Annotated in this window: 26 protein-coding genes; 12 read left to right on the forward strand and 14 right to left on the reverse strand. The window is 52.3% G+C overall.

Annotated features, from left to right (window positions below; translation table 11 throughout):
• Positions 1–80 precede the first annotated feature (80 nt).
• On the reverse strand, positions 81–545 hold the full coding sequence (locus ACYQ27_RS06700; protein ID WP_456396286.1) for a hypothetical protein: 465 nt from the start codon (positions 543–545) through the stop codon (positions 81–83).
• Between the two features lie 159 nt (positions 546–704).
• Between ACYQ27_RS06700 and ACYQ27_RS06705 the strand changes: the two genes are divergently transcribed.
• The 4 genes from ACYQ27_RS06705 (at position 705) to ACYQ27_RS06720 (ending at position 3985) form a co-directional block, all read left to right on the forward strand.
• A complete protein-coding gene (locus ACYQ27_RS06705; RefSeq protein WP_456452034.1) occupies positions 705–1322 on the forward strand; it encodes a CGP-CTERM sorting domain-containing protein in 618 nt (205 codons plus the stop codon).
• Between the two features lie 72 nt (positions 1323–1394).
• Positions 1395–2117, forward strand: a complete 723-nt coding sequence (locus tag ACYQ27_RS06710) for a cytochrome c biogenesis protein CcdA (RefSeq protein WP_456452036.1) — start codon at positions 1395–1397, stop codon at positions 2115–2117.
• A gap of 90 nt (positions 2118–2207) precedes the next feature.
• Positions 2208–2735, forward strand: a complete 528-nt coding sequence (locus ACYQ27_RS06715) for a CBS domain-containing protein (RefSeq protein ID WP_456452038.1) — start codon at positions 2208–2210, stop codon at positions 2733–2735.
• Positions 2693–3985 (forward strand): cation:proton antiporter, encoded by a 1293-nt coding sequence (locus tag ACYQ27_RS06720; protein WP_456452040.1) that lies wholly within the window; start codon positions 2693–2695, stop codon positions 3983–3985. Before ACYQ27_RS06715 ends, ACYQ27_RS06720 begins: the two co-directional genes overlap by 43 nt.
• A gap of 40 nt (positions 3986–4025) precedes the next feature.
• Here the strand turns inward: ACYQ27_RS06720 and ACYQ27_RS06725 are convergent, their stop codons facing one another.
• The 3 genes from ACYQ27_RS06725 to ACYQ27_RS06735 form a co-directional block, all read right to left on the reverse strand.
• The gene (locus ACYQ27_RS06725; RefSeq protein ID WP_456396282.1) at positions 4026–4370 is read right to left on the reverse strand and encodes a thioredoxin family protein; all 345 of its coding nucleotides are present in this window, start codon (positions 4368–4370) and stop codon (positions 4026–4028) included.
• Between the two features lie 63 nt (positions 4371–4433).
• Positions 4434–5240, reverse strand: coding sequence for a hypothetical protein (locus tag ACYQ27_RS06730; protein ID WP_456452042.1), 807 nt, complete (start codon positions 5238–5240; stop codon positions 4434–4436).
• Between the two features lie 83 nt (positions 5241–5323).
• On the reverse strand, positions 5324–5716 hold the full coding sequence (locus ACYQ27_RS06735; RefSeq protein ID WP_456452044.1) for a transcriptional regulator: 393 nt from the start codon (positions 5714–5716) through the stop codon (positions 5324–5326).
• Between the two features lie 176 nt (positions 5717–5892).
• Here ACYQ27_RS06735 and hcp point away from each other — a divergent pair, with 176 nt between their 5' ends.
• The gene (hcp, locus tag ACYQ27_RS06740; protein WP_460041321.1) at positions 5893–7263 is read left to right on the forward strand and encodes a hydroxylamine reductase; all 1371 of its coding nucleotides are present in this window, start codon (positions 5893–5895) and stop codon (positions 7261–7263) included.
• Positions 7264–7348: 85 nt separating this feature from the next.
• Here the strand turns inward: hcp and ACYQ27_RS06745 are convergent, their stop codons facing one another.
• Positions 7349–7825: a DUF1858 domain-containing protein gene (locus tag ACYQ27_RS06745; protein ID WP_456452513.1), complete on the reverse strand. Its 477-nt coding sequence runs from the start codon at positions 7823–7825 to the stop codon at positions 7349–7351.
• A gap of 109 nt (positions 7826–7934) precedes the next feature.
• On the opposite strand from ACYQ27_RS06745, the gene ACYQ27_RS06750 reads away from it, so the two are divergent.
• From ACYQ27_RS06750 to ACYQ27_RS06765, 4 genes are read left to right on the forward strand one after another with little or no spacing between them, the layout of a single operon-like run.
• Positions 7935–9116, forward strand: a complete 1182-nt coding sequence (locus tag ACYQ27_RS06750) for an FprA family A-type flavoprotein (protein WP_456452505.1) — start codon at positions 7935–7937, stop codon at positions 9114–9116.
• A complete protein-coding gene (locus ACYQ27_RS06755) occupies positions 9113–10453 on the forward strand; it encodes a DUF438 domain-containing protein (protein ID WP_460041322.1) in 1341 nt (446 codons plus the stop codon). Before ACYQ27_RS06750 ends, ACYQ27_RS06755 begins: the two co-directional genes overlap by 4 nt.
• A gap of 1 nt (position 10454) precedes the next feature.
• Positions 10455–10766: a cupin domain-containing protein gene (locus ACYQ27_RS06760; RefSeq protein ID WP_460041323.1), complete on the forward strand. Its 312-nt coding sequence runs from the start codon at positions 10455–10457 to the stop codon at positions 10764–10766.
• On the forward strand, positions 10767–11843 hold the full coding sequence (locus tag ACYQ27_RS06765; RefSeq protein ID WP_460041324.1) for a M24 family metallopeptidase: 1077 nt from the start codon (positions 10767–10769) through the stop codon (positions 11841–11843).
• Here ACYQ27_RS06765 and ACYQ27_RS06770 read toward each other — a convergent pair.
• Positions 11840–12289 (reverse strand): Lrp/AsnC family transcriptional regulator, encoded by a 450-nt coding sequence (locus tag ACYQ27_RS06770; RefSeq protein ID WP_456453967.1) that lies wholly within the window; start codon positions 12287–12289, stop codon positions 11840–11842. The two genes, ACYQ27_RS06765 and ACYQ27_RS06770, sit on opposite strands and share 4 nt — an antisense overlap.
• A 136-nt stretch (positions 12290–12425) precedes the next feature.
• On the opposite strand from ACYQ27_RS06770, the gene ACYQ27_RS06775 reads away from it, so the two are divergent.
• Positions 12426–13757: a leucine/methionine racemase gene (locus ACYQ27_RS06775; RefSeq protein ID WP_460041325.1), complete on the forward strand. Its 1332-nt coding sequence runs from the start codon at positions 12426–12428 to the stop codon at positions 13755–13757.
• Positions 13758–13833: 76 nt separating this feature from the next.
• Positions 13834–15135 carry a uracil-xanthine permease family protein gene (locus tag ACYQ27_RS06780; RefSeq protein WP_456453969.1) on the forward strand — a complete coding sequence of 434 codons (1302 nt, stop codon included), beginning with the start codon at positions 13834–13836 and terminating at the stop codon, positions 15133–15135.
• Positions 15136–15175: 40 nt separating this feature from the next.
• Here ACYQ27_RS06780 and ACYQ27_RS06785 read toward each other — a convergent pair whose 3' ends face one another.
• Positions 15176–16783: a radical SAM protein gene (locus ACYQ27_RS06785; RefSeq protein ID WP_460041326.1), complete on the reverse strand. Its 1608-nt coding sequence runs from the start codon at positions 16781–16783 to the stop codon at positions 15176–15178.
• Positions 16784–16907: 124 nt separating this feature from the next.
• Between ACYQ27_RS06785 and ACYQ27_RS06790 the strand changes: the two genes are divergently transcribed.
• Positions 16908–17390 (forward strand): helix-turn-helix domain-containing protein, encoded by a 483-nt coding sequence (locus tag ACYQ27_RS06790; protein WP_460041327.1) that lies wholly within the window; start codon positions 16908–16910, stop codon positions 17388–17390.
• Positions 17391–17395: 5 nt separating this feature from the next.
• Here ACYQ27_RS06790 and ACYQ27_RS06795 read toward each other — a convergent pair whose 3' ends face one another.
• From ACYQ27_RS06795 to ACYQ27_RS06825, 7 genes are all read right to left on the reverse strand, one after another.
• A complete protein-coding gene (locus ACYQ27_RS06795; RefSeq protein ID WP_460041832.1) occupies positions 17396–17782 on the reverse strand; it encodes a NifB/NifX family molybdenum-iron cluster-binding protein in 387 nt (128 codons plus the stop codon).
• Between the two features lie 73 nt (positions 17783–17855).
• On the reverse strand, positions 17856–18470 hold the full coding sequence (locus tag ACYQ27_RS06800) for a DUF996 domain-containing protein (RefSeq protein WP_456395032.1): 615 nt from the start codon (positions 18468–18470) through the stop codon (positions 17856–17858).
• Between the two features lie 83 nt (positions 18471–18553).
• Positions 18554–19174, reverse strand: coding sequence for an NADH-quinone oxidoreductase subunit NuoI (gene nuoI / locus ACYQ27_RS06805; protein WP_460041833.1), 621 nt, complete (start codon positions 19172–19174; stop codon positions 18554–18556).
• A gap of 5 nt (positions 19175–19179) precedes the next feature.
• Positions 19180–20355, reverse strand: a complete 1176-nt coding sequence (locus ACYQ27_RS06810) for an NADH-quinone oxidoreductase subunit D (protein ID WP_456395034.1) — start codon at positions 20353–20355, stop codon at positions 19180–19182.
• 16 nt (positions 20356–20371) lie between these two features.
• Positions 20372–20920, reverse strand: coding sequence for an NADH-quinone oxidoreductase subunit C (locus ACYQ27_RS06815; RefSeq protein WP_456453972.1), 549 nt, complete (start codon positions 20918–20920; stop codon positions 20372–20374).
• On the reverse strand, positions 20890–21462 hold the full coding sequence (locus ACYQ27_RS06820) for a NuoB/complex I 20 kDa subunit family protein (protein ID WP_456395035.1): 573 nt from the start codon (positions 21460–21462) through the stop codon (positions 20890–20892). Before ACYQ27_RS06820 ends, ACYQ27_RS06815 begins: the two co-directional genes overlap by 31 nt.
• A gap of 10 nt (positions 21463–21472) precedes the next feature.
• Complete coding sequence (locus tag ACYQ27_RS06825) at positions 21473–22411, reverse strand: respiratory chain complex I subunit 1 family protein (protein WP_456395020.1); 939 nt, start codon at positions 22409–22411, stop codon at positions 21473–21475.
• Positions 22412–22414: the final 3 nt, after the last annotated feature.

A 22414-nucleotide genomic window follows, 5' to 3' on the forward strand; every position in this document is an offset into this window, starting at 1 on the left:
GATGCATAAAAAAGCTTTGTGGATGCATTTATGTTAAATTCAGGATGTTATAAGGGCAGGGTAGGCAGGAAAATGCAAAATCAGAGCGTGTTCACAAGTCTCGAAGTTGCCCATGTTTTTACATCCTCATCCATTATACCGTTTATTATCTTCATGGCCTCGGGAACCCTGCCCCTACGGGCCAGCTCCAGCGCCACCTCCGCCTCTATCTTGGAGCGGTTTGAGACGTCCTTTATGAACCTGGCTATAGCGAGGGCATCCTCGATCTTCCCGAGGTTGAGGAATTCAAAAGCGAGGCTCATCAAAGTTTTTGTAGTTTCCTCCGCATTGTTTATATCATACGCCGCTTTAATGGCCTTATTTATTGCCTCCTTATACTCCATGCCCTTTTTTGCCATTTCAACGGCAATTCTGGAGAATGCCTTCGCCCTGATGCTCCTGTCCGATATCTCCCGTGCCATTGTGTATGCATTCTCAAAATCCCCGCTGCTCACCAGCTTGTTGACGGCCTCATAGAGGGCCCGTGATTGGTACCATTCCTGCATGACAACCCCCATACTAATTTGCATTACAGAGATTTAAGCTTTCCTGAAGGCATGCCTTTATTGTGAAGTCCCCTGTTTCTGGAGCATTATTAACCTATCCCGGTGAAGGGAAGGATAAGTTTATATTGGAACACCCTCAATGGGTAAGTAGGTGAGAAGATGAAGAAGATTGGAGTGCTACTGGCTCTGCTTTTTGCCCTGTCGTTTGTATCGTATGCTGTTGCAGAGACTCAGATTGATACGAGTAAAATCCATTTTTACATGTATGGTGCGAGTTCTTGCCCGCATTGCAGGAGGATGAAGGCTGAAATTCCCGAGGTTTTCGGGAAGGACAGTTTAACCTATTACGAGCTGGTGGGCAATGAGGAGAATTCAAAGCTCTTTAACGAACTCTACCAGCTTACCGGAATAAGCGGGGTTCCCGCAATAGGCATAGCATACAAAGGCAAGCTCTACGCGGTCATCGAAGGAGAATTCAACGTCTCCGCAACTCCCCTGATAATCCAGGACGCTCAAAAAAACGGCGGACTAATCCTCGTAGTCGGCGGAAAAGCATACCTCATCAAAAACCAAACCCACATCCAAAAACTACAAACACTATTCATAGAACACAAATCGGTCTTTGAGAGCCCCGGCACAAATACAAATTCAAACTCCTCCGCCCCGCAGTCATCAACAGCGACAGGCAGCACCACATCATCAGGCGGAAAAACCTGCGGGCCTGCACTGATACTCCTGCTGGCTCCGCTTCCGCTCCTGCTGAGAAAAAGACGCTGAACCTTTTGTTCTTAACTTTTTGTGGCAGAAATGCTGAAAAGCATGATTCCCAATTTCCGGTGGGGCAGAACCATGAAAAAGGATATCGAGGCACTTCTCCTCATACTGCTTGTATCCTTTGGGGTAAGCTCGGTTGCTCTTTATTCTCTCGGTCTTTCATGGTTTATTCCCCAGTTCCTGGCCCTAGCACTCTCGGATTCAATAAACCCGTGTACCTTCGTTATCTACACCATGCTCCTGATAGCGCTCTCGGTCAAGGAGGTATCAAAGAGGCAGATATACATCGTCGGAATGAGCTTCGTCGCCGCCATATACATGTCATATTACCTCCTCGGACTCGGCCTTGTTGTATTTGCCACGACAATTCCCACATGGGTCGCCGGGATTCTGGCCATAGCCTTCGGGCTATACACGATGATAACGGGATACATGGAGAGGTCGAGGATTGGAGATAAAAAAGAAACAAGGAGAAGAATATTCAGCAGGGATGCGACCCTGATAGGGGCATTCACCCTGGGTGTGATAGTCTCATTCACCCTCCTGCCCTGTTCCGCTGGGAGCTATCTCGTATATGCCATACTCATATCAAAGGCAGGGAGAACCCTCATATTCCTGCTGCTCGCACTTTACAATCTGCTGTTTGTCCTGCCGCTCGTGGTCATTCTCTTTGTGATGGGGGGCATAAGCGAGAGCAAGACGGTATCCCAGAAGCTCGTCCAGAGGAGCAGGGAGCTGTCAGTTGCTGCGGGGATAATCCTCGTCGCAATTGGAATCTGGGTGCTGCTGGAGTACTAATCTCCCGCTGGACACCCCGATCCATCAGTGCCGGGTGGTGTGCAAAAACCCTTAAATAGAAACCCGTTAGAAATTTCAGACGGTGGTGGTATGGAAGACATTGGAAAAGCCCTGCAGCACTTCCATGAGCTGAAACTGAAGCAGATCATGCCGGCAGCCTCCTCAATTCCTGTGGTTGAAGCAGATACCCCCGTGATCAACGTCCTCAAAATACTGCGCACGAGGCACCATGTTTGGGTGGTTGAGGACAGGGAAAGCATGAAGCTGTGCGGGGTGATCCGCTATCTGGACACCATGGATATCCTCCTCCCCCCTGAATCCCACAAATTCCGGCTGGGGATGACGAGTGCCGTTATGAAGTCCCTTCTGGGAGGAGCTCAAAAAGCCGGCGAAATAATGGAGAGGAATGTTCTGACGGTTGAGGAAAACGCAACCGTTCTCGATGCATTGATTAAGATGAAGCGCTACAAGACCCAGGTTCTGGCCATTGTTAAGGGTGATACACTTGTAGGTGAGATAAGCCTCAGGATTCTCATAGATGAGCTTCTCAGACTGCTCAGGGTGGGTGGTACATCATGGAGCCAGCATGGATCCTCTTCACAATCGGGATTGCACTGATACTTGCGAAAATCGGGGACAGCATTATAGAGAGGTTTGAGCTTCCGGGTGTCCTTGGGGAGCTCCTGATGGGTATGATCCTCGGAAACATCGTCTATTTTGGGCTGGTGAGCTCCCAGTACCTTACCATAACAGTGAACACGAGCGAGGTCATGGACTTCCTTGCCAAGCTCGGCATAATCTTCCTGCTCTTCCTCGGTGCCCTCGACACTGATATAAGCATGCTGAAGAAAACGGGGGTGACCGCTACAATCTCAACCGTTCTCGGTGTTTTTGTTCCCCTTATCCTCGGCTGGTTTGCGCTTATGGAAATGGGATATCCAAGCAGGGAGGCATTTGCCGGAGGCGTTCTGCTCACCGCCACAAGCATCGGACTGACGGTCAGGGTGATGATGGACCTCGGGGTTCTGAGGAGCGAGGTCGGGGCGGCCTCTCTGAGTGCGAGCGTCATGGACGATTTCCTCGGTATAGCCCTCGTCATATTCGCCGTGGGAAGCGGCAGCCTGACCGGGCTCGGGGTTAAAATAGCGGTGTTCTTCCTTATAACAGGGATTATAGGATGGTTTGCTGTGGATTATTACGTGAAGTTTGCCGAGAGGCTTCGTGTTGAAAAGGGCATCCTCGGCCTCGTTCTCGGCCTCATGTTCCTCTTTGCCGCACTCGCCGAGAGCTGGTTTGCGGCGGCAATTGAAGGGTCTTTCATGGCGGGCCTCATCCTGGCAAAGCTGCCTGAAGGCAAAAAGCTAATGGAAGACGTGAGGGCGATAGGCTATGGATTTCTGATCCCGATTTTCTTCGTTCACACGGGAGCCATGCTCAACCTCAAGGTTTTTGAGAGCTACTCTGCCCTGACTCTCGCGGCCGTCCTCACTGTAATTGCAGTGGTGGGCAAGGTTATCGGCAGGGGCTTCGGTGCATGGATAACGGCATGGGGCAGGGGGAGGGCTTTCCTCTTTGCCCCCAAGAACTTCCACATGTCCCTTCAGATGGGTATCGGCTCAATCCCGAGGACAGAGGTTGCCCTCGTCGACCTGATGGTTGCGATTCACGGCAGGGCGATACCCCCGGCGGATGCTCCAAAGTTCATCGCAGCGACGCTTATATTCATCACGATTTCGGTGCTCATAACCCCGCCCCTGCTCAAATGGGCGTTCAGAGAGGATATTGAGAAAACCGTGGAGAGCAAAGCCAGCAGCAAGGTTGAGCGCATAAAGGAAACGAAGCAGAGGATAAAAGAGCTCAAACGGTGAGCTTTTTGATTTTTTAATTCCCCTTTAGCACCCAACGAACTCACAAAGCGAGCTTCTCCCTTACCTTTCTTTCGAACTCCGCGAAGTTCGGAACCCCAATGAACTCAACCCTGTTGTTGATTAATATCGTTGGCGTTCCGAGGATGTTGTGCTCCATGGCCTTCCTCTGGCCTTCAGGCGTTGCCACGCTGAGCTCTCTTGCCATAACGCCTTCGTATTTCCTCTCAAGCTCCTTCGCCATGGCCACAGCTATCGGGCAGTACGGGCATCCGGGTGACGTTATGACCTCGATGACGACCTTCCTTTTCGGTTTGGTCTCTATAATTCCAGCCCTCTTCATGAGTTCCAGCATCTTTCTGCGCCTTATCATCTCAAGCTCATCCATCTGCCCACCCCCTTTAGAAGAGGAAAATGGGGGTTTAAAAAGAAATTCTTGAAAGAGGATTCATCAAAGGCTTCCAAGGCCGCATATCCTGGCGAACGGGCAGACCGAGCAGTCCTCGGTGTAGGGCTCCAGATAGGGCTCACCCTTGACCGCTTTGGTTATCTCCTTCGCCCTTTCCATAGCTTCATCGTCCCCTTCAAGGACGAGGGTGACGCTGCCCTCAGCTCCGCCTGCCCCGCCGGCCGCTATGGGTATGGCCTCCACTCCAGCCAAAATCCTGTAGGCTTCAACCTCTGTAACCGGGTGAGAGTGGGGTATCGGCACGAGGGCGGAGTAAAGTCCTGTCCCCCAGTCGAAGGAGTATATCCCCGTCAGCTTCGCACTCTCCTCTACAGGAGTTGGCACGAACTTTTCAAGGCTTACCGGCGTTATTGTGAAGACCCCCTTGGTTATAGTCCATCCAAAGGTCTTTCCTATCGTCCCGCCATCTGGAGCCGCTGCGAAAACAGCAACGTTCCAGTTGATGTCTATGGCATTTGCCCCCTTGATGAACACGTCCTTCGGCCCCATCTGCTTCAGGGCCTCAAGCGGGTCGTCGAAGGGCTCGCCCTTGTAGAGGACGAGGTGCTTTGGCCAGGTTTTTTTCGGTGTAACACAGGTTCTGCCCTTGCTTATAACGCCAACCGTCCACTTCTCCTTCTCTATCTTCTCCCCGAGTATCTCCTCGGCCACGTAGGCTGCGGTTGTTCCTGTGGCAATATACACAAATCCATTCCTGAGGGCATACTGAACCTCATCAAGGGCTGCAATCGCTTTGGCAATCAGCCTTTTGCCCTCCGGAGGGGTTAATGTAACAAGCGCTCTTTTCATGGATACCACCACACTCAGATGAGTGTCGAAAACATATTAATGTTTTGGAACAGGATGTTCCGTGGTGCAGACAGCGTTTGAATTCATTCTCCAAAGAGCTCCAGACAGACATTGCAGCTTCCCGGGTCAATTTCGGGGTCAATTTTCGCGTGAAGTGAGCACAGGTATCCCTTTCCCAGCATTTCCAGGGCGATTCTGATTATTTCAGCGTGAATTTTATACTCGTCGGGCTTCTCTTTGATTATCCACTCTGCGGATTGCCTGAGCTCTCCGTCTATATCTTCGAACTTTTCTACGTCTATAAGTGCTCCCCTGTTCATTCTTAAGTATCTTGAAACGGCGGACTGGGTTATATGCAGAATTTCAGCTATTCCAACCTGCGTCATGCCGTATTCTCTGTATAGAATCTCGACCAGCCGCCTCCGGAGTGAGGGATAAACATACTTTGCAGCAACTTCAAAGGCATTTGTCTTCATGGTGGGTTTTTATGACGCGTGGAATATTTAAACCTTTCTGCCAAGCCCCTCGGGGTTTTGACATGACATAAGTCATAAGGCCGCTTTAGGTTAATAAACCGCAAGATTTTTATGAAGGTCACTTCACCTATAATCGAAGGATATGACACGCGTCATAAAAATGGAGGTTGATGGATATGGCAATACGTGTTCCGGAAGCGTTTGATATGCTCTGCAACCAGTGCTCCATGAGTTTAGAGGGAGGATGTACGATAAGGGGAGTCTGCGGCAAAGACCCCGACCTCAACTCGCTCCAAGAGGCCCTGCTCTACGGCATAAAGGGAACCTCCGCCTACTACTACCACGCCCTTGAGGTCGGCTACGACAACCCGAGGATAGGCCACTTTTTGGCTGAGGCCCTCTACTCGACTCTGACCAACGTCAACTTCGACAAGAACCGCTTCCTTGAGCTCATCCTTGAGAACGGAAGGGTTCACCTTGAGGCGATGAAGCTCCTCGATAAGGCCTACGTTGAAACCTTCGGAAGGCCGGAGCCGGTTGAAGTCCCGACCGGAACTGCAGAGGGACACGGCATACTCGTCACCGGCCACAGCTACAAAGCTCTCTACGAACTCCTCAGGCAGATCGAGGAGATGGGCCTTGAGGATGAGCTCAAGGTCTACACCCACGCGGAGATGTTTCCGGCACATGCATACCCCGAGCTGAGGAAGTTCAAAGCGCTCTACGGCAACTGGGGAGGCTCATGGCTCTACCAGAAGAAGGAATTCGCGGAGTTCCCGGGAGTGATTCTGGGCACAAGCAACTGTGTTCAGCAGCCGACGAAGGCTTACGCCGACAGAATCTTCACCGTTGGAATAGCGGGCCTTGAGGGCGTCCCCCACATAGAGGACTACAACTTCGAGCCCCTCATAAAGCGCGCCCTTGAGACGCCAAGGATGAAGGCCTACGACGGCGGAAAGCTCCTCACCGGCTTCCACCACACCAACGTCCTGGCCATGAAGGATAAGCTCATTGAACTCATCCAGGAGGGCAGGATAAGGCACATATTCGTGGTGGGCGGCTGTGATACGCCGCACAAGGGCATGGGATACTATGAAAAGCTAACCGAGCTGATTCCAAAGGATGCACTGATACTCTCTGCGGCATGCGGCAAGTTCCGCTACAACGCGAGGGACTACGGCACCATTGAGGGCATTCCACGGTTCCTCGACTTCGGCCAGTGCAACAACGTGTACTCGATAATCGAGATTGCAATAGCACTCGCCAATGAACTCGGGACGGATGTGAACTCACTTCCGGTCTCAATAGTCCTCTCATGGATGGAGCAGAAGGCCATAGCGATACTTTACTCACTCCTCTACCTGGGAATTAAGGGCATCTACATCGGGCCAAAGCCCCCAGAGTTCCTGACTCCGGGAGTCTTTGAAATTCTCAGGAGGCAGTTTGACCTCAGGCTCACCGGCGACCCGGAGGCTGACCTCAAGGACATGCTCAGCAGGGGAATAAAGATAGAAGAAGGCTCCGCTCTGGCGGAGGAGCTGGATTGATCTTCCCCTGTTTTTCCTTTTCTGAATTCTCCGAACAGAATTGTTTAATTATTGATTTCAAGAATTAAAGAATTGAAGAAAAGACCTAGCCTTCCTCCAGGGCTTTCAGCTCTTTCATCATCTCCTCAAAGCGCTCGTCTCCCATCCCAATGAGCTCCTTCGCCTGCTTCAACGTAATCGTCCTCGCGAGGGTCTTCCTCATCTCGGGGTTCTCAAGGGGGGAGAAGCCGTACTTCACAAGTATCTTCAGGGATTCGGGATAGGCCTTCAGAAGTTTGGCCACATTTGTGTCTTCCGTTATCTCCTCCAGCTTATCGTCGCACTCCTCCACCTCCATGCTCAGCTCCTTTGATTCTTCGGTCTTCGTGACTTTGAGGACGAAGAACCCCGATACCTCCTTGACTTCCATTTTATAGCCCGCTTCTTCAAGCTTTGGAATAATGCCCACGAAGGGCCTGTCGCCGATTATTTCGAGCGTTTCCCCGATTTTAAGCTTCGCTAGGGCCTCTACAATCATAACCGCCGGCTGGGGCGGCTGCAGTCCACGAACATCAAGCATCATTTTTATCACCGTTTCCTTCTATGACATGCGGCATATAAATCTTTCTGGGCAGAGACGGGTAGAAAGGTTTAAAAGCCTTTGATATGACACCTGTCATGAAGGTGATGTAATGAAAGCTGTGAAAATTGTTAAAGATGTTTACTGGGTTGGGGTTAAGGACTGGAGCAAAAGGATTTTTGATGCATTGATTCCCCTGCCCGAAGGGACCTCCTACAACGCCTATCTCGTTGTCGGGAGTGAAAAAACTGCCCTTATAGACACCGTTGCCCCGGGCTTTGAGGAGGAGCTTGAGGAGAAGATAGGGGAAATCAAAGGCATTGAGGACATTGATTATATCGTGATGAACCACGCCGAGCCCGATCATTCGGGTGCAATTCCATACCTGCTGGAGAGAAACGAAAAGGCCTTTCTCATCGCGACCGAAAAGGGCGCGGATATGGCGAAGGCATACTATAATGTCCCCGATGAGAGGATAATGGTCGTGAGGGATGGGGACGAAATACCCCTTGGCGGGAAAACCCTCAGGTTCATGGAGGCACCATGGCTTCACTGGCCCGAGACAATGTTTACCTACCTCATCGAGGATAAAATACTCTTCCCGTGCGACTTCTTCGGGGCCCACCTCGCGGGGGGCTTTTACGACGATGACGTGCCCGACATCCTAACGCATGCTAAAAGGTACTTCGGCGAGATAATGATGCCATTCTCGGCCATGGCCAAAAGGGCCCTCCAGAAGCTTGAAGGTCTTGAGATTGAGATAATTGCTCCGAGCCACGGGCCCATATACAGAAACCCCGGGAGAATCATCGAGGCGTATAAAAAGTGGAGCGGCGGGGAGACGAGGGAAAAAGTGATAATAGCCTATGTCAGCATGTGGGGGGCCAATGAGAGGATGGTGAGGGAGCTCGCGGCCCTTCTGACCGCGGAGGGGATAGATGTTAAGGTCCACAACCTCGTGAACGCGGACATAGGGGAGGTGGCCAAGGATCTTGTGGACTCAAGGGTGATAGTCCTCGGCGCTCCAACAGTCCTTGGTGGTGCACATCCCCTTGCCATCTATGCCGCATACCTCGTGAAGGCCCTGAGACCGCCCGCAAAGTACGCGGTGATCCTCGGCTCCTACGGATGGCACGGGAGGAGCAGAGACTCCCTCCTTGAGGTGCTGAAGGGTTCAAAGCTTGAGCTCCTTGGGAGTCTGGAAGTCCGTGCGAGGCCCGGGGAGGAGGATTATGAAAAGCTCCGCCAGCTGACATCCATCATCATGGAAAAGGTTAAGGGTGATGCTGAATGACCGAACTCCTGAAAAACCGGGAATACAAGAAGGAGCAGCTGAAGAAGCTCCTCCTTAGAATTCACGAGGGTGAAGATGTCAACAAACTCAAGGAGGAATTCCGCCAGGTTTTGAGCGGCATTTCACCCCTTGAAATACCCATCATAGAGCAGGAGCTCGTTAAAGATGGCATCTCGGCGAAGGACATAGCGAAGATGTGCGACCTGCATGTTGAGCTGTTCAGGGAAGCAGTCGCCGGGACGGAGGAGCTTGAGGAGAGGGATTTGCCGGACGGGCATCCGCTCAAGACGCTCTACCTTGAGAACAAGGAGATAATGAAGGACGCGGAGATGCTCAACCTCTACGCGAGGACTCTGGCGACGACCAAGGACGAGCGCATGAAAGCTGAAATCCTCGGCGTTCTGGAGGAGATAGCGGGCAGCCTGAGAAGGGTAGGCTTCACCCACTACAACCGGGAGGAGATGCTCACCTTCCCCTACATCGAGCGGAGAGGTTTAACCGCAATAGCCACCGTTCTCTGGACGAAACACGATGAGATAAGGTTCATGGTGAAGCGCTTTTCCGAGCTTTTGGGGAAGAGGGATGAGCTCCCATGGGAGGAGTTCACCTCAAAGTTAGTGGAGAAGGCGGGGGAGCTTTCCTTCGCTTTAAGCGACATGGTCTTCAGGGAGAACAACATCTACTACCCGACGCTTAAGGCTTTGCTCACCGAGGGCGAGTGGAAGGCCATCCGGCAGCAGGAGGATGAGATAGGCTTTTACAAGGTTAGCCCTCCGGCATGGGATCCCGGCGAGGACGTTAAACCCCTCCACCCATGGGAAATAGACCCGGAGCTCAGTGTTGAGCAGCTCCTTGGTCTTCCAAAGGAGGTTCAGCAGGCATTGAAGGGCAGACCGCTGGAGTTCGACAAAGCGGAGCTCAAGCGTGAAGGCGACATCGACCTCGGCACCGGCTTCATAAACGTTGAGGAACTTAAGGCAATATTCGAAGCGTTGCCAGTTGATGTGACCTTCATCGACAAGGATGACCGCGTTCGCTTCTTCTCCCCCGAGGAGAGGATATTCGACAGAACACTTTCCGTGCTTGGAAGGCCCGTCCAGCTCTGTCACCCGCCGAAGAGCGTCCACATCGTGAACAAAATCCTGAAGGCATTCAAGGAGGGCAGAAAGAGCGAAGCAACATTCTGGCTCAGGCTCGGGCCGAAGTACGTCTACATCAAATACGTGCCCCTCTTTGACAGAGACGGGAACTACATCGGGACGCTTGAAATGACGATGGACATCGAGCCGTACAAACGGATAGAGGGCGAGAAGAGACTTTTGGACTGGAGGGATTGAGATGATTGTCGTGAAGGTTGAAGACGCTCCTCAGATGGATAATCCCCACGGGGTCGATGTGAGGAAGCTTATCGAGATGGAGAGGGTTCAGATATTCCACGTCACGCTTAAGCCCGGCGAAAGGCTCAGGAGGCACACCATACCGGTTGATGCCTTCCTCTATGTCCTGAGGGGCAGATGCATCGTGGAGGTAGGTGAGGAGAGGGCAGAGGTTAAGAAGGGGAACATCGTATATCTACCTAAAGAAGTGCCGCATGAGGTTTCCGGTTCGGGGAGCCTCCCGGCGTCCTTCCTCGTGGTGAAGGTGGTGTAGATGAGGGGGAATCCGGAGATATTCCGAAGGAGGGTGGAGCGCTTTCAGGAGCTCCTCAGAGAGAACGAGATTGATGGAGCTGTGATAAGGACGCTTTCGAGCTTCATATACTTCACAGGGACGAAATGGCTCCGCCCGGCGCTTTTGATTCCCGCGGAGGGAGAGCCCATTGTCTACGTCGTCAAGGGCGAAGCAGAGCTCTTCGGAGAGAAGAGCTGGATTGAGAATGTGCATGAGTTCCAGAAGGTCGAGGATTTGATGGCAGGAATCGTCGGCTGGATACACAGGAACGGCTTCCAGAGAGTTGGTCTTGAGTTCGGCGTTGAGAGGGACGCATATCTTCTCTTCCTCAAGGTCTTCGAGAGGCTGAACCCAAGCATTGAGATAGTTGATGTATTTGGCATCACAGCGGGCATGCGCATGATAAAGGATGAGTGGGAGCTTGAAAACATAAGGAAAGCCGGGAAGATTGCTCAGAGGGGTATGGAGGTCGCCGGAGAGACGATAAAGCCCGGATTGAGCGAGCTTGAAATTGCCGCGGAGATAGTTAGGGAGCTGATGCTCAACGGGAGCGAGGATCCAAAGGTCTACGTCTCGACGACGCCGAGGGCCCACGCCGAGCCCTTCCGCGACCTGACGGTTCCGGAGAACGGCGTCGTTACCGTCGTCATAGGCGCCGATTACAACCACTACTACGCCAACATGGCGAGAACCTTCATCGTTGGCAAACCTAACGAGAGGGTCAAAAGAGCCATAGATGTCAAGGAAGAGGCCTACAGGATTGCACTTGAGGAGACAAGAATTGGAGTATCCCTCGCATCGGTTGAGAGGAAATTATCCGGCTTTTTCAGGGATAAAGGATTTGCCGATGCATACCTCGCCGGCTACACCCACAGCGTCGGCTTGCTCATAGAGGAGCCGCCCATAACGACCATCGTCGTCCCGCAGAGGGCCACGAAGGTTCAGGAGAACATGGTTCTCGCAATAATCCATCCACCGCTCATGATTCCTGAGGGTGCGATAAAGCACGAAGATACCTACATCGTCAAAAAAGATGGGCTTGAGAGGGTGACTTAGAACACCCTCGCATAGCCCCACTTCCTTACACTCGTCAGGATGGACGTTTCTGTGCTCCTTATTCCCTCTATCCTTCCGAGCTTCTCTATGAGGAAGCTCTCCAGCTCCTGAAGGTCTTTGACGGTAACCTGCATGAGTATGTCGTGGGCACCTGTGGCTATACCGAGGACGTCCACCTCGGGCAGCTTGCTCAGCTCTTCGGCTGCCCTCTTCACTCTGCTCGCCTCGACGTCAACGGCTATGAATGCAACTATGGAGTAACCGGCTTTAAAAGGATTTATCAGTGCCGCAAACTTTCTGATGACGCCCCTCTCCTTCAGCTTCCTTACACGGAGTCTGACCGTGGATTCAGGAACACCCAGTCTCCTCGCCATCTCCGAGTAGCTAATACGGCCATCCTCCTGCAGGATGCGGAGTATACCCCTGTCAAGAGCATCCAGCTCCATCTCCTCACCATTACGCATTTTTTAGCATCTTTAATTGCTGATCCATGATAACTTTATTAAAGCTTTCTGCGAATTAATCAGAATCATACCGAAAGCGATATTATTCTCAAACGCATATAGTATATGAGGTGCAAACATGAGGTCTGAGGAGATTATCCGGAGATACTCAAGGGTCTTTCCCAGAGCTGCAAGGGTAACCTATGCCCCTATCGTTGGCGTCCGGGCAAAAAACGCAAAAGTGTGGGATATAGATGGGAGGGAGTACATAGACTTTCTCAGCGATGCCGCCGTTCAGAACGTCGGCCACAACAATGAGAGGGTTGTTAGAGCTGCTGTGGAACAGACTCAGAGACTTATACACTTCACGTTCATCTACGGCTTTCCCGTTGAACCGCTCCTCCTGGCCGAAAAGCTGAGGGAGATTTCCCCAATTGAGAATCCAAAGGTCACCTTCGGCATGACGGGAAGCGATGCCAACGACGGTGCGATAAAGTTTGCGAGGGCATACACCGGACGGAGAACAATCCTGAGCTACCTCAGAAGCTACTACGGGGCAACCTACGGCGCCATGAGCATAACCGGCCTAGACTTCGAGGTGCGCTCCATAGTGGGCGAGCTGAGCGGTGTGCATTACATACCCTACCCCAACTGCTACCGCTGCCCCTTCGGGAAGGAGCCCGGGAGCTGTAAGATGGAGTGCGTATCCTACATCAAAGAGAAGTTCGAGGGAGAGGTCTACGCCGACGGTGTCGCGGCACTCTTCGCCGAGCCGATACAGGGCGATGCCGGAATGGTCGTTCCGCCGGGGGGCTACTTCAAAAAGGTGAAGAAGATTCTCGACGAGCACGGCATCCTTCTCGTTGTGGATGAGGTTCAGAGCGGGATGGGGAGAACCGGAAAGTGGTTTGCGATAGAGCACTTCGGTGTTAAGCCTGACATAATAACGCTCGCAAAACCCCTCGGTGGGGGCTTTCCGATAAGTGCGGTGATTGGAAGGGAGGAAGTTATGGAGGCTTTGCCTTCCCTCGGCCACACATTTACACTGAGCGGTAATTCAGTTGCGAGCAGAGCGGCTCTCGCAGTAATAGAGGAAATCGAGGAGAGGAACCTTTTAAGGAGGGCGGAGAAGCTCGGGAAATATGCAAAGAAACGGCTGGAGAGGATGAAAGAGGAGCACGAGCTTATCGGCGATGTTCGCGGCCTCGGGCTGATGCTCGGTGTCGACCTCGTGAAGGACAGGGAGACGAAGGAAAGGGCTTTTGAGGAGGCGAGGAAGGTGGTCTGGAGGGCGTACGAGCTTGGTTTAATAGTTGCCTTCCTCCAGGGCAACGTGCTGAGGATTCAGCCTCCGCTCACGATAGAGGAGGAGCTCCTCGACGAGGGCCTCAACAGGCTGGAGAGAGCTATCAGCGATGTCGAAGAGGGCAAGGTTCCGGACGATGTGCTCTCAAAAGTCCAGGGGTGGTAATTGACATTTTTCTGTTTATTTTCCCAACCTCCGAAAGTTTTTTAAACAAACTTTTACACAGATTGAGCGGGCTTTAATGGAAACCCTTGAAACCTTAAAAGGACAGGTAATAAAGGTTGGAATTGAGGACAGAGTTGAACCTTCAAAGGCTTTGATTTTTGGCCTTCAGCATGTTCTTGCCATGTTCGGAGCGACCGTTACGGTTCCGCTTGTTGTTGGAGGCGCACTCGGTCTCAGCGCCGGGCAGATAGCGGTCATGATACAGGCGGTTCTGCTGGCGATGGGCATAGCCACGCTCCTTCAAACTGCCGTGGGCTCCCGCTATCCAATAGTTCAGGGCTCAAGCTTTGCATTTATCCCGGGGATAATAATGATAGGTTCCTCGCTGGGAATGGCCGCGGTACAGGGTGCCCTCATAGCAGGAGGAATTATTGAAGCAGCTGTGGGCTGGCTTGGGGTTATCGGCAGAATCCGGAAGCTTTTCACCCCGCTCGTCACAGGGGTTACAATAACGCTGATAGGATTCAGCCTGGCGGATGTTGCTGTAAAGAACTTCTTCAATTTCTACGCCGACCCCTCCGGCGGAACGGTGGTCAAGGCCGCCCTGGTGGCAACCGTAACATTCCTGACCACAGTGTTTGTCGCATTGAAAGGCAGGGGGAGCATGAGAGCAATGCCCGTTGTGATCGGCGCGCTCGTGGGCTACCTCGTGAGTGTTCCTCTCAGCCTCACCGACTTCAGGCTCGTGAAGAGCCTTCCGGTAATCAGCGTTCCGAGACCTTTTCCCTGGGGAGCCCCTGTGTTTGATGCCACTGCAGTGACAATCCTCCTCTTCGCCTTCATGGTTAGCATCATAGAGAGCGTGGGGGATTACCATGCGATAGCGGCTGTAACCGGTTCGGAGATAACGGGAAGACACATAGCCAGGGGCATCGGCAGCGAGGGGCTGGCATGCTCGATAGCAGGAATGCTGGGGGCGTGCGGGACGACGAGCTACTCCGAGAACATAGGGCTCGTGGCACTTACAGGAGTCGCAAGCAGGCATGTTGTTCAGGTTGGAGGGGCAATACTGCTGTTTCTGTCTCTGCTCCCGAAATTTGCCGGGATTCTCGCTTCAATGCCCGCTCCCGTCCTCGGCGGCCTGACATTAGCCCTCTACGGGATGATAAGCGTAACCGGGCTGAGACTGATAGCCGAGAGGGTGGAGTTCAGCGACAGGAACACCCTCATCCTCGCGGCCGCACTGATAGCCGGCCTCGGAGCCCCGCAGCTGCCTCAGGAATTTCTCCAGACCTTTCCAAAGGTCATATCCAGCATTCTTGAGTCCGGAATGGCCGTGGGAGCGCTGACTGCCATAGTTCTGGACAGAATTCTTTAGTCTGCTTTATTTTTATTTCTGCGGCTGCAAAGCAGTGCGCTCAGGCATGAAGTTTCTCCCTGCTCCTTTTCCACTCGGATTCAAAGAGCTTCTCCCCTGCCACTTCAACCGCCCTGTAGTAGCCCGGAACATAGAGCACAGGAACCCTCATGGCGGTGCTTTCATCAACCCAGCTGACCTCACTTATCCCCTTCGGCTTTCCGTACCTGACGATATCCTCCCATGTGCGTCTGTTGATTATGCATCCCGGATCATCCCCAAGCAAATCGAGGGTGTAGTGGTATGCCCTCGCCCTGCATCCGCCGCAGATGTTCCTGTAAGGACAGCTCTGACATACACCCGTGAAGTTATCCCTGTCACGGAGAAGGTTGAATATCCTGCTGGTTTCCCATATCTCTCTGAAGGGCTTTGTTCTGATGTTGCCCACGGGCAGTGGGAGGAAGACGCACGGCGTTACAGTACCATCAGGTTCTATCCCCGCATAAATTCTCCCGGCACCGCAGCCACCTATGAACTCCGCGAGGGTCTTCACTGAGTTGTTCTCCCCTATGTAGAAGTGTGCCGGTGTGACATTTTTTCCGCTGGATTCGAGGAGCGTAACACGTGCATACTGGGGTGCCGTGGTTAGTATCTCTATCCTCCTATTTTTCATCTGCCTGTAAACCTCCTTCATGAACTCCTCGCGCTCATCAGGAGTCAGGTCAACCCTCACCATGTCCTCTGCCCTGCCTGTGGGAATGAGGTTGAAGAATATAACACGCTTGACGCCAATGCTCTCCGCCAGATCAAGGATATCATCTATCTCATGATACGTTTCCTTGTCCATGATTACGGCCATTCCATGGCTTATGCCGAGGTCGACCGCATTCTCAAGGGTTTTAATGGCATGCTCCCATGCCCCGGGAATGCCGCGGAATTTATCATGCTTCTCTGGCTTCGCCGAGTCGACGGAAACCTCGACGTATTTGAGCCCGAGGTCAACGGCCTTCTTCAACTTCTCCATGTTTGCGAACGTCCAGCCGTTCGTGGCAACGGATGTGTGTATTCCCCTCGAAGCGAGCTCCTTCACGACGGGATAGAAATCAGGATGGATTGTTGGCTCACCGCCGCTTATAGCCACAGCAGCGACTCCGGCTTTATCGAGCTGGTCAACGAGGTTCAGCTTTTCCTCAAGAGGGAGTTCACTTGCCAGTGGCCTATCCGCTCTCTGGTAGCAGTGCCTGCACCGGAAGTTGCACATGTTGGTGAAGTTCCAGACAATGAGGAAGGGGCCGGCGAGTCTCTGAGGAACCGTAATGCCGTATTTCGCTATGCCCTCAAGGACGACCCATATGCCACGCCTTATATGCGGGTCGCGGAGAAGAGCCTCCTTAACGGCCTGCTCATCCCCTCTTGCAATCTTTATGCCAAGCTTGAGAAGAAGCTTTATTGTCTCCGCCTGGAAGCGCACCATAAGGGGGCAGTTTATGCTCTCACCGGCATAGATGCTGAGGGCCCAGTAAAGGGCAGGAAGCTCTCTGCCGTCTATCTCATACTTTCTGAGGGCGGGTTTGATCAATGCCCTTGCAAGGGGATTGCCCAGGATTAGTTTGAAAGCTGTCAAGGCCGTTGTGAGCTGGTTTCCATCATCCTTACCAGTTTTTTTCATACTTCTCCCCCATCTCAAACTATAGAACTTCCCTGTATAAAGTTTTCGATATAACTGTTGTGATTGTCATGTCAAACCCAACCGGGAAAAGTTTAAATATCTCCTCCATCTTATATTATTGGGTGTGCAAAAAGTGGTGGGGCAGGAAAAAGAGACCAGAAAATTCATTGAAATCGTTGAAAGAATGCTGATAAGATGGGGATACACCCACACCGACGGGAAGATATATGCCCTCCTGCTGCTGAGCGAGAGGCCGCTCACGATAAATGAACTTGTGCAGCTGACCGGCCTGAGCCGTTCCTCAATCTCCACGTCCCTGAGCAGGCTCTCCAGGGAGTATTTTGTCAACGTCAGAAAGGACGGGAAAACGAAGCTGTTTTACCCGATTCCGGCATTCCTCGAAAAGTTCCTGAAACAGCCAAAGGAGATACTTGAAAAGGAGGTAAAACCCCTCCAGAGGATAACCTCGGTTCTGATGGAGAGGGAGCAATCCCCGGAGCAGAAAATAAAGTTTGAAGAAATCCTCTTCGACCTCAATGTGCTTGAGTGTGTGCTCTCAAAGATAATCAAAATGGAGGAGGAAGAGTCGGAGTGCTTCAAAGGATGATACCATCAGTGTTCTCTGTGCCCGTGCTCCTTTTCCCTCTCTATCTTTTCCTTCCAGTAGGGGTCCACTTCAAGAACCTGATGGATGAAGGCCTCGACGACATCCTTAATCCTTCCATGGGCTCCCGTGACCACCTCAATGCCGAGTTCGTTGAAGAACGCCATCGCTCTCCTCCCCATTCCGTAAGCCAGGACAACTTCTCCGCCGTGCTTCCTTATGAAGTTCGGCAGGTCGCCCGGGTTGTGCTCATCGAAGGGCACCTCAACGACTTCCGCCCCTTTGATTTCGTTCTCTTCAACATCCACGAAGACGAAATACCTTGCCCTCCCGAAGTGACCGCTAACGCTGCTTTCTAATCCCCTGTTATCTTCAGCCGGTATGGCTATCCTCATTTCAATCACCGAAAACATGTGAAGCTCTTTGCATATAAACTTTGTGCATATGCAAAAAATGAGGAATGGAAGGCTAATACAGGATAACCTCTCCTCCTGTTTCTTCACCCGTCTCCAGAACCTCCGGCAGGTTGGAGAATGCGATTATCTGATAGATTGCCGCTATGAAGAGCAGAATCACTCCCACCAGCACTATCAGGGTTAAGGCTCCCCACCATAGCCATCTGGCGGTCTCGTGAAATTCACTGACGCCCGTTATCTCATACATTGCCTCCCATGCCTGTTTCTGGAAATACGCGGCCAGAACAATGGTGCCGACAAAGATCAGAACTATCACGCCCACGAAACCGGCAACCGCAAAACCCGCCGCAGCCCCCATATGCATTATATCATACGTGAGGTGTCCCCGGGAGGATGTCAGTGCAAACCCCATCAGGGCAATAACAACTATCAAAATCAGAGCCGCAATGCTCACTATAAACCCGTAGAGGTAGTATCTGAATGGCCTGTCATCACCGACCTTATCTCCTATCCCCTTCAGCGCAATGAGAACCAGTATGAATGCAACCAGCGAGAAAAACCTGCCGAGCATCCCTATGTAGGGTATCACCCCGAACACCCCGGACACTAAGGCGAGTATCGAGCCTATAAGCCCGAGGTTCCTTTCACTCCTGATGTCGACCTGCATCTGTACCACCGATAAATGTAACATTTAAACTTTAAAAAGTTTCGGGCAGGAGGCAGAATAAAAACAGGAAGAGCAGGAGAGGGTCACTTCTTTTCTTCTCCTGTCTTTACAGGTTTTGCCGGTTTGGGAGGCCTTATGCCGTAGCCGAGGATTTTGAACTTGAATATCTCCCCATCCCTGAGGTGATATGCCACCTCCTTTGTTTCCCTGTCGAACTCTATCTTCTCAACCGGGAACCTGTAATCCGGGAACTTCTCGTTGATTTCCCGGATTCTGTCGGGGTGTATTGGAACCCAGTCGTAGAGCTGAATCTCCTCCTCCTTCCACTCGGTCGTGAGCATGTAGTTGGAAACGAAGCCGAGAGCACCTGTCGGGCACACGTCAACGCAGAACTGGCAGAACGTGCATCTGCCATAGTCGATTTTTGGATGCGGCCTCTTCTCCATCCTGCCGCCGACTTCGAGCCATGTCATCTCTATCGCCCTCGCCGGGCATATCTGGCCGCAGAAGTTGCAGCCCACGCACTTCTTCCAGTCGAGTGAGTGAAAGCCGCGGTACTTCTCGGCTATCTGGGTCTTTTCATAGGGGATTTTAATCGTTACTGGTTTTTTGAAGAGATACTTCAGTCCGAGCCACGGCTTTATGTATGAGGGTTTCTTCCTGATTTTGCTCTCGGGTGCGACTTTAAACTCGATCTCCTCCATCTTCATCACCTGTCGATGTCCGGAGGGCAGTTGTCAAGGCTCATCAATATCACGGGCACGTCGGCTATCCTCGCTCCGACCAAAAGTTGTTCAAGAACCCTGATACCGTGTGCAATGCTCGGCCCTCTGATCTGAACCCTGTAGGGCTTGTTCCTACCGTCGCTTACAACGTATGCCCCGAAGTCTCCCTTCGTCGACTCAACATGGGCAAAAGCATCCCCCGCGGGAACTTTAAACCTTGGAAGATTCTTCAGCTTCGGATCCTGAACTTTGTAAGGGCCGTCCGGCGGTCCCATTTCAAGCAGCTGTTCGAGAATGTATAAATCCTGCTCAAGCTCGTATCTCCTCACCAGTGCCCTTGCCAGTGCATCCCCATCCTCAAGCACGGGAATTTCAAAATCCAGCTCAGGATAGAGAAGATACGGGTCTGCTCTCCTCACGTCGTAAGGAACCCCCGTAGCCCTTATGTTGGGCCCTGTTACACCTTCTGCCAGTGCAAACTTTTTGTCCATAACTCCTATCCCTTCCATCCTCCTGAAGGTTATGTAGTTCTCAAAGACCAGATGGTCGAAGTCGGGAAGCTTGCCCTTTATGTACTCAACGGTGTCCCTGAGCTGTCTCAACCAGCGGTCGCCCGGTATGTCCCTCCTTACCCCTCCGGGAATCGTGTAGATGTGGTAGACCCTCGCACCAGTTAGCTGCTCGAAAAGTGCCATGAGCCTCTCCCTGTATGCCGCGGCCCACTGGCCGGCCGTATAGACACCGAGCTTGAAGCTGAGCCCCATTATCCAGAAGAGGTACGCGGACACCCTCGCCATCTCAAGCACTGTAGTCCTTATCCACTGGGCCCTCTCCGGCACCTCCCAGCCTATTATCTCGTCTACTGCCATCGAGTATATCGCTTCCGGAACATCGGGCTCGGGAACGCAGATTCTCAGGAGGAGTGCTATGTTGGTGTGCCACGGCCTCAGCTCGGCCAGCTTCTCGAACCCTCTGTGAAGGAAGCCGGGATTTGCTATCGCCTTAACGACCCGGTGGCCGTCCATCTTGAGGATTATGCTGAAGTTCTCCGTCGCCATATGCTGGGGTCCGAAGAACAGCTCGTAGGTATCCTTATCAAGGGGGAGCAGATCCATCCCGTTTTCTCTCGCTTCCTTAATCAGTTCGCTTTGTGAAACCATCATCCTCACCCCAAATTCAGATTACATAGTTGTCCTTGTTCTCATCAAACCTGTCCAGGATCATGTACTTCTTCTTCACATATGCGAGCATGTCAAAGTCCTTTCTGTACGGAAACAGTCCCTGCTCGGTGTCATCAAGAATCCATGGCATCTCCATCTTCTCGTTGCCCTCAAAGTAGACCCCGAAGAAGTCGTGCGCATCCCTTTCGTAGGTTTCTGCGACCGGATATATGTCCCTGACTGTTGGCATCCTCGCCTTCTCAAGCTCCCTCGGAATCCTCGTTCTGACCATGGCGTGGGTTCTGTGCTCTATGCTCCACATCTGGTAGACCAGCTCGTACTCTCCATCCTTGAGCCAGTCGACGACCGTTATCTGGAGCATGAGCTCAAAGCCGTTTTCCCTGAGGAGCTTCAGGAAGTCCCTTATCCTGTCTGCGGGGACTTTAAACTCCACCCTCCGCTCCCTTCTGACTTTACCTTCGGCATAGGGCGCCTTTGTAAGGATGCTGTCCATGATAGCCTGCTCCCTCATGCTCACTCCTCCTTTCTCCTGTTCATCAGCCATGGAATCCACCTCCTAGCCTCTCTCTCCCTCCATCCTTCTCCGAAAAGCTCGTCCTGATTCTTTTTGTAGTATTCGTAGTTTTCCTTGTATCTCTTCCAGCCGTCGGCGGTTCCGTTTTCGATCATCTCCATGATTTTGTTTATTCCATCCATTACAGCCTCGGGCCTCGGCATACAGCCCGCTATTATGACATCAACGGGGAGGTATCTGTCAAGGTGCTTGATTGCGTTGTATGCGTCCCAGTAGATTCCGCCGTTGAGGGGACATGATCCGTGCGCCATCACGTATTTTGGATCAGGCTGCATTTCGTAGGTTATGATGATTCTCTTCAGCGTTTTCGGGGTTACGTATCCCGTGATGAGGAAGAGGTCTGCCATTCTCGGTGCGGGGTTGGGCATCATACCGAATCGCTCAAGGTCATATCTCGATGTCATGAGGGGCGGCATCTCTATACCGCCACACCCTGTACAGAATGCCACAATCCAGAGGCTTTTCCTTCTCGCGAAATCAAACAGCGGTTCAAATAATCGCCAGTCCACCATCTCCATCACCTCACAGTGCTGCCAGTATCGCTCCGGTGGCGGCTATTATGGTTGGCCACTTCCAGTAGAACCTCGCCGCCTGGTCTATTGTGAATCTCGGGAATATCGCGCCCATGAATATTGCAATCATCAGCACCGCAATCTGCTTTATCAGGAGGACTCCAAGGCTTGCCAGCGTGTTGAGCACCGGGCTCGCAAATGCTGTGATAACCGCACCTCCGAGGAATATGTTGCTGAAGAACAGTGTTTCGGCAAAGAGCGCTATGGCGTGCTGTATCTGGAGTATGCCCATGTGCTTCCCTCCGAACTCCACCATCGGACCGAGAGAGATTTCACCGGGAGCAATCATGATGTCAAAGGGCTCCTTTCCGAACATCGCCTGCAGAACGAGGTCGTAGGCAACGGCCGCCAGCAGCAGGGGGAGATGGGTGATGCTCCAGCCCATGCTCTGCTGTGCCATAACTATCTGGTAGGTGCTGAATGTGCCGTAGGATTCGGCCAGGGCAACTATTGCAAAGCCCAGCGGAACCTGAATGGCCAGCAGGGTAAGCAGAGCTCTCTGGGATCCCAGGCCAGCCCACGGATTTCCGGAGCTCATTGCGGCAAACATTATGCCGAGCATCGGGATTTCGAGGAGGAACGTGATGAGTATCAGGTCGCCGTACATCCTGAGAATGCCGATGCTTCCAAGGGGTATAAACATCAGGGCGAGGATAGTGGCGCCCAGAGCGTAGATGATTCCGAAGTCATAGATGAGTCCGTGAGTTATGTTGCTCTTCTTTGAGAGGAGCTTTATCGTATCGAGTATGGGCTGATAAATCGGCGGCCCGACCCTCCTGTGAATCCTTGCGGTTACGATTCTTATTATTCCCATGAACATGAATCCCACGAAAGTTGCGTAGAGCAAAATTAAGACAGCTTTCAGTGCGGTTTCAACTACAACCACCATTTT

The organism is Thermococcus atlanticus (genome assembly GCF_054657855.1).

What these genes read in the sequence shown, in the direction of transcription:
- ACYQ27_RS06785 (WP_460041326.1), bottom strand. Translation starts at nt 16,783, where the DNA reads ATGAAAAAAACTGGTAAGGATGATGGAAACCAGCTCACAACGGCCTTG.
- ACYQ27_RS06700 (WP_456396286.1), bottom strand. Translation starts at nt 545, where the DNA reads ATGCAGGAATGGTACCAATCACGGGCCCTCTATGAGGCCGTCAACAAG.
- ACYQ27_RS06765 (WP_460041324.1), top strand. Translation starts at nt 10,767, where the DNA reads ATGAGGGGGAATCCGGAGATATTCCGAAGGAGGGTGGAGCGCTTTCAG.
- ACYQ27_RS06745 (WP_456452513.1), bottom strand. Translation starts at nt 7,825, where the DNA reads ATGATGCTTGATGTTCGTGGACTGCAGCCGCCCCAGCCGGCGGTTATG.
- ACYQ27_RS06735 (WP_456452044.1), bottom strand. Translation starts at nt 5,716, where the DNA reads ATGAAGACAAATGCCTTTGAAGTTGCTGCAAAGTATGTTTATCCCTCA.
- ACYQ27_RS06725 (WP_456396282.1), bottom strand. Translation starts at nt 4,370, where the DNA reads ATGGATGAGCTTGAGATGATAAGGCGCAGAAAGATGCTGGAACTCATG.
- ACYQ27_RS06770 (WP_456453967.1), bottom strand. Translation starts at nt 12,289, where the DNA reads ATGGAGCTGGATGCTCTTGACAGGGGTATACTCCGCATCCTGCAGGAG.
- ACYQ27_RS06800 (WP_456395032.1), bottom strand. Translation starts at nt 18,470, where the DNA reads ATGCAGGTCGACATCAGGAGTGAAAGGAACCTCGGGCTTATAGGCTCG.
- ACYQ27_RS06815 (WP_456453972.1), bottom strand. Translation starts at nt 20,920, where the DNA reads ATGGCTGATGAACAGGAGAAAGGAGGAGTGAGCATGAGGGAGCAGGCT.
- hcp (WP_460041321.1), top strand. Translation starts at nt 5,893, where the DNA reads ATGGCAATACGTGTTCCGGAAGCGTTTGATATGCTCTGCAACCAGTGC.
- ACYQ27_RS06820 (WP_456395035.1), bottom strand. Translation starts at nt 21,462, where the DNA reads ATGGTGGACTGGCGATTATTTGAACCGCTGTTTGATTTCGCGAGAAGG.
- ACYQ27_RS06715 (WP_456452038.1), top strand. Translation starts at nt 2,208, where the DNA reads ATGGAAGACATTGGAAAAGCCCTGCAGCACTTCCATGAGCTGAAACTG.
- ACYQ27_RS06730 (WP_456452042.1), bottom strand. Translation starts at nt 5,240, where the DNA reads ATGAAAAGAGCGCTTGTTACATTAACCCCTCCGGAGGGCAAAAGGCTG.
- ACYQ27_RS06710 (WP_456452036.1), top strand. Translation starts at nt 1,395, where the DNA reads ATGAAAAAGGATATCGAGGCACTTCTCCTCATACTGCTTGTATCCTTT.
- ACYQ27_RS06775 (WP_460041325.1), top strand. Translation starts at nt 12,426, where the DNA reads ATGAGGTCTGAGGAGATTATCCGGAGATACTCAAGGGTCTTTCCCAGA.
- ACYQ27_RS06705 (WP_456452034.1), top strand. Translation starts at nt 705, where the DNA reads ATGAAGAAGATTGGAGTGCTACTGGCTCTGCTTTTTGCCCTGTCGTTT.
- ACYQ27_RS06755 (WP_460041322.1), top strand. Translation starts at nt 9,113, where the DNA reads ATGACCGAACTCCTGAAAAACCGGGAATACAAGAAGGAGCAGCTGAAG.
- ACYQ27_RS06750 (WP_456452505.1), top strand. Translation starts at nt 7,935, where the DNA reads ATGAAAGCTGTGAAAATTGTTAAAGATGTTTACTGGGTTGGGGTTAAG.
- ACYQ27_RS06720 (WP_456452040.1), top strand. Translation starts at nt 2,693, where the DNA reads ATGGAGCCAGCATGGATCCTCTTCACAATCGGGATTGCACTGATACTT.
- ACYQ27_RS06795 (WP_460041832.1), bottom strand. Translation starts at nt 17,782, where the DNA reads ATGAGGATAGCCATACCGGCTGAAGATAACAGGGGATTAGAAAGCAGC.
- nuoI (WP_460041833.1), bottom strand. Translation starts at nt 19,174, where the DNA reads ATGGAGGAGATCGAGTTTAAAGTCGCACCCGAGAGCAAAATCAGGAAG.
- ACYQ27_RS06780 (WP_456453969.1), top strand. Translation starts at nt 13,834, where the DNA reads ATGGAAACCCTTGAAACCTTAAAAGGACAGGTAATAAAGGTTGGAATT.
- ACYQ27_RS06810 (WP_456395034.1), bottom strand. Translation starts at nt 20,355, where the DNA reads ATGGTTTCACAAAGCGAACTGATTAAGGAAGCGAGAGAAAACGGGATG.
- ACYQ27_RS06825 (WP_456395020.1), bottom strand. Translation starts at nt 22,411, where the DNA reads ATGGTGGTTGTAGTTGAAACCGCACTGAAAGCTGTCTTAATTTTGCTC.
- ACYQ27_RS06760 (WP_460041323.1), top strand. Translation starts at nt 10,455, where the DNA reads ATGATTGTCGTGAAGGTTGAAGACGCTCCTCAGATGGATAATCCCCAC.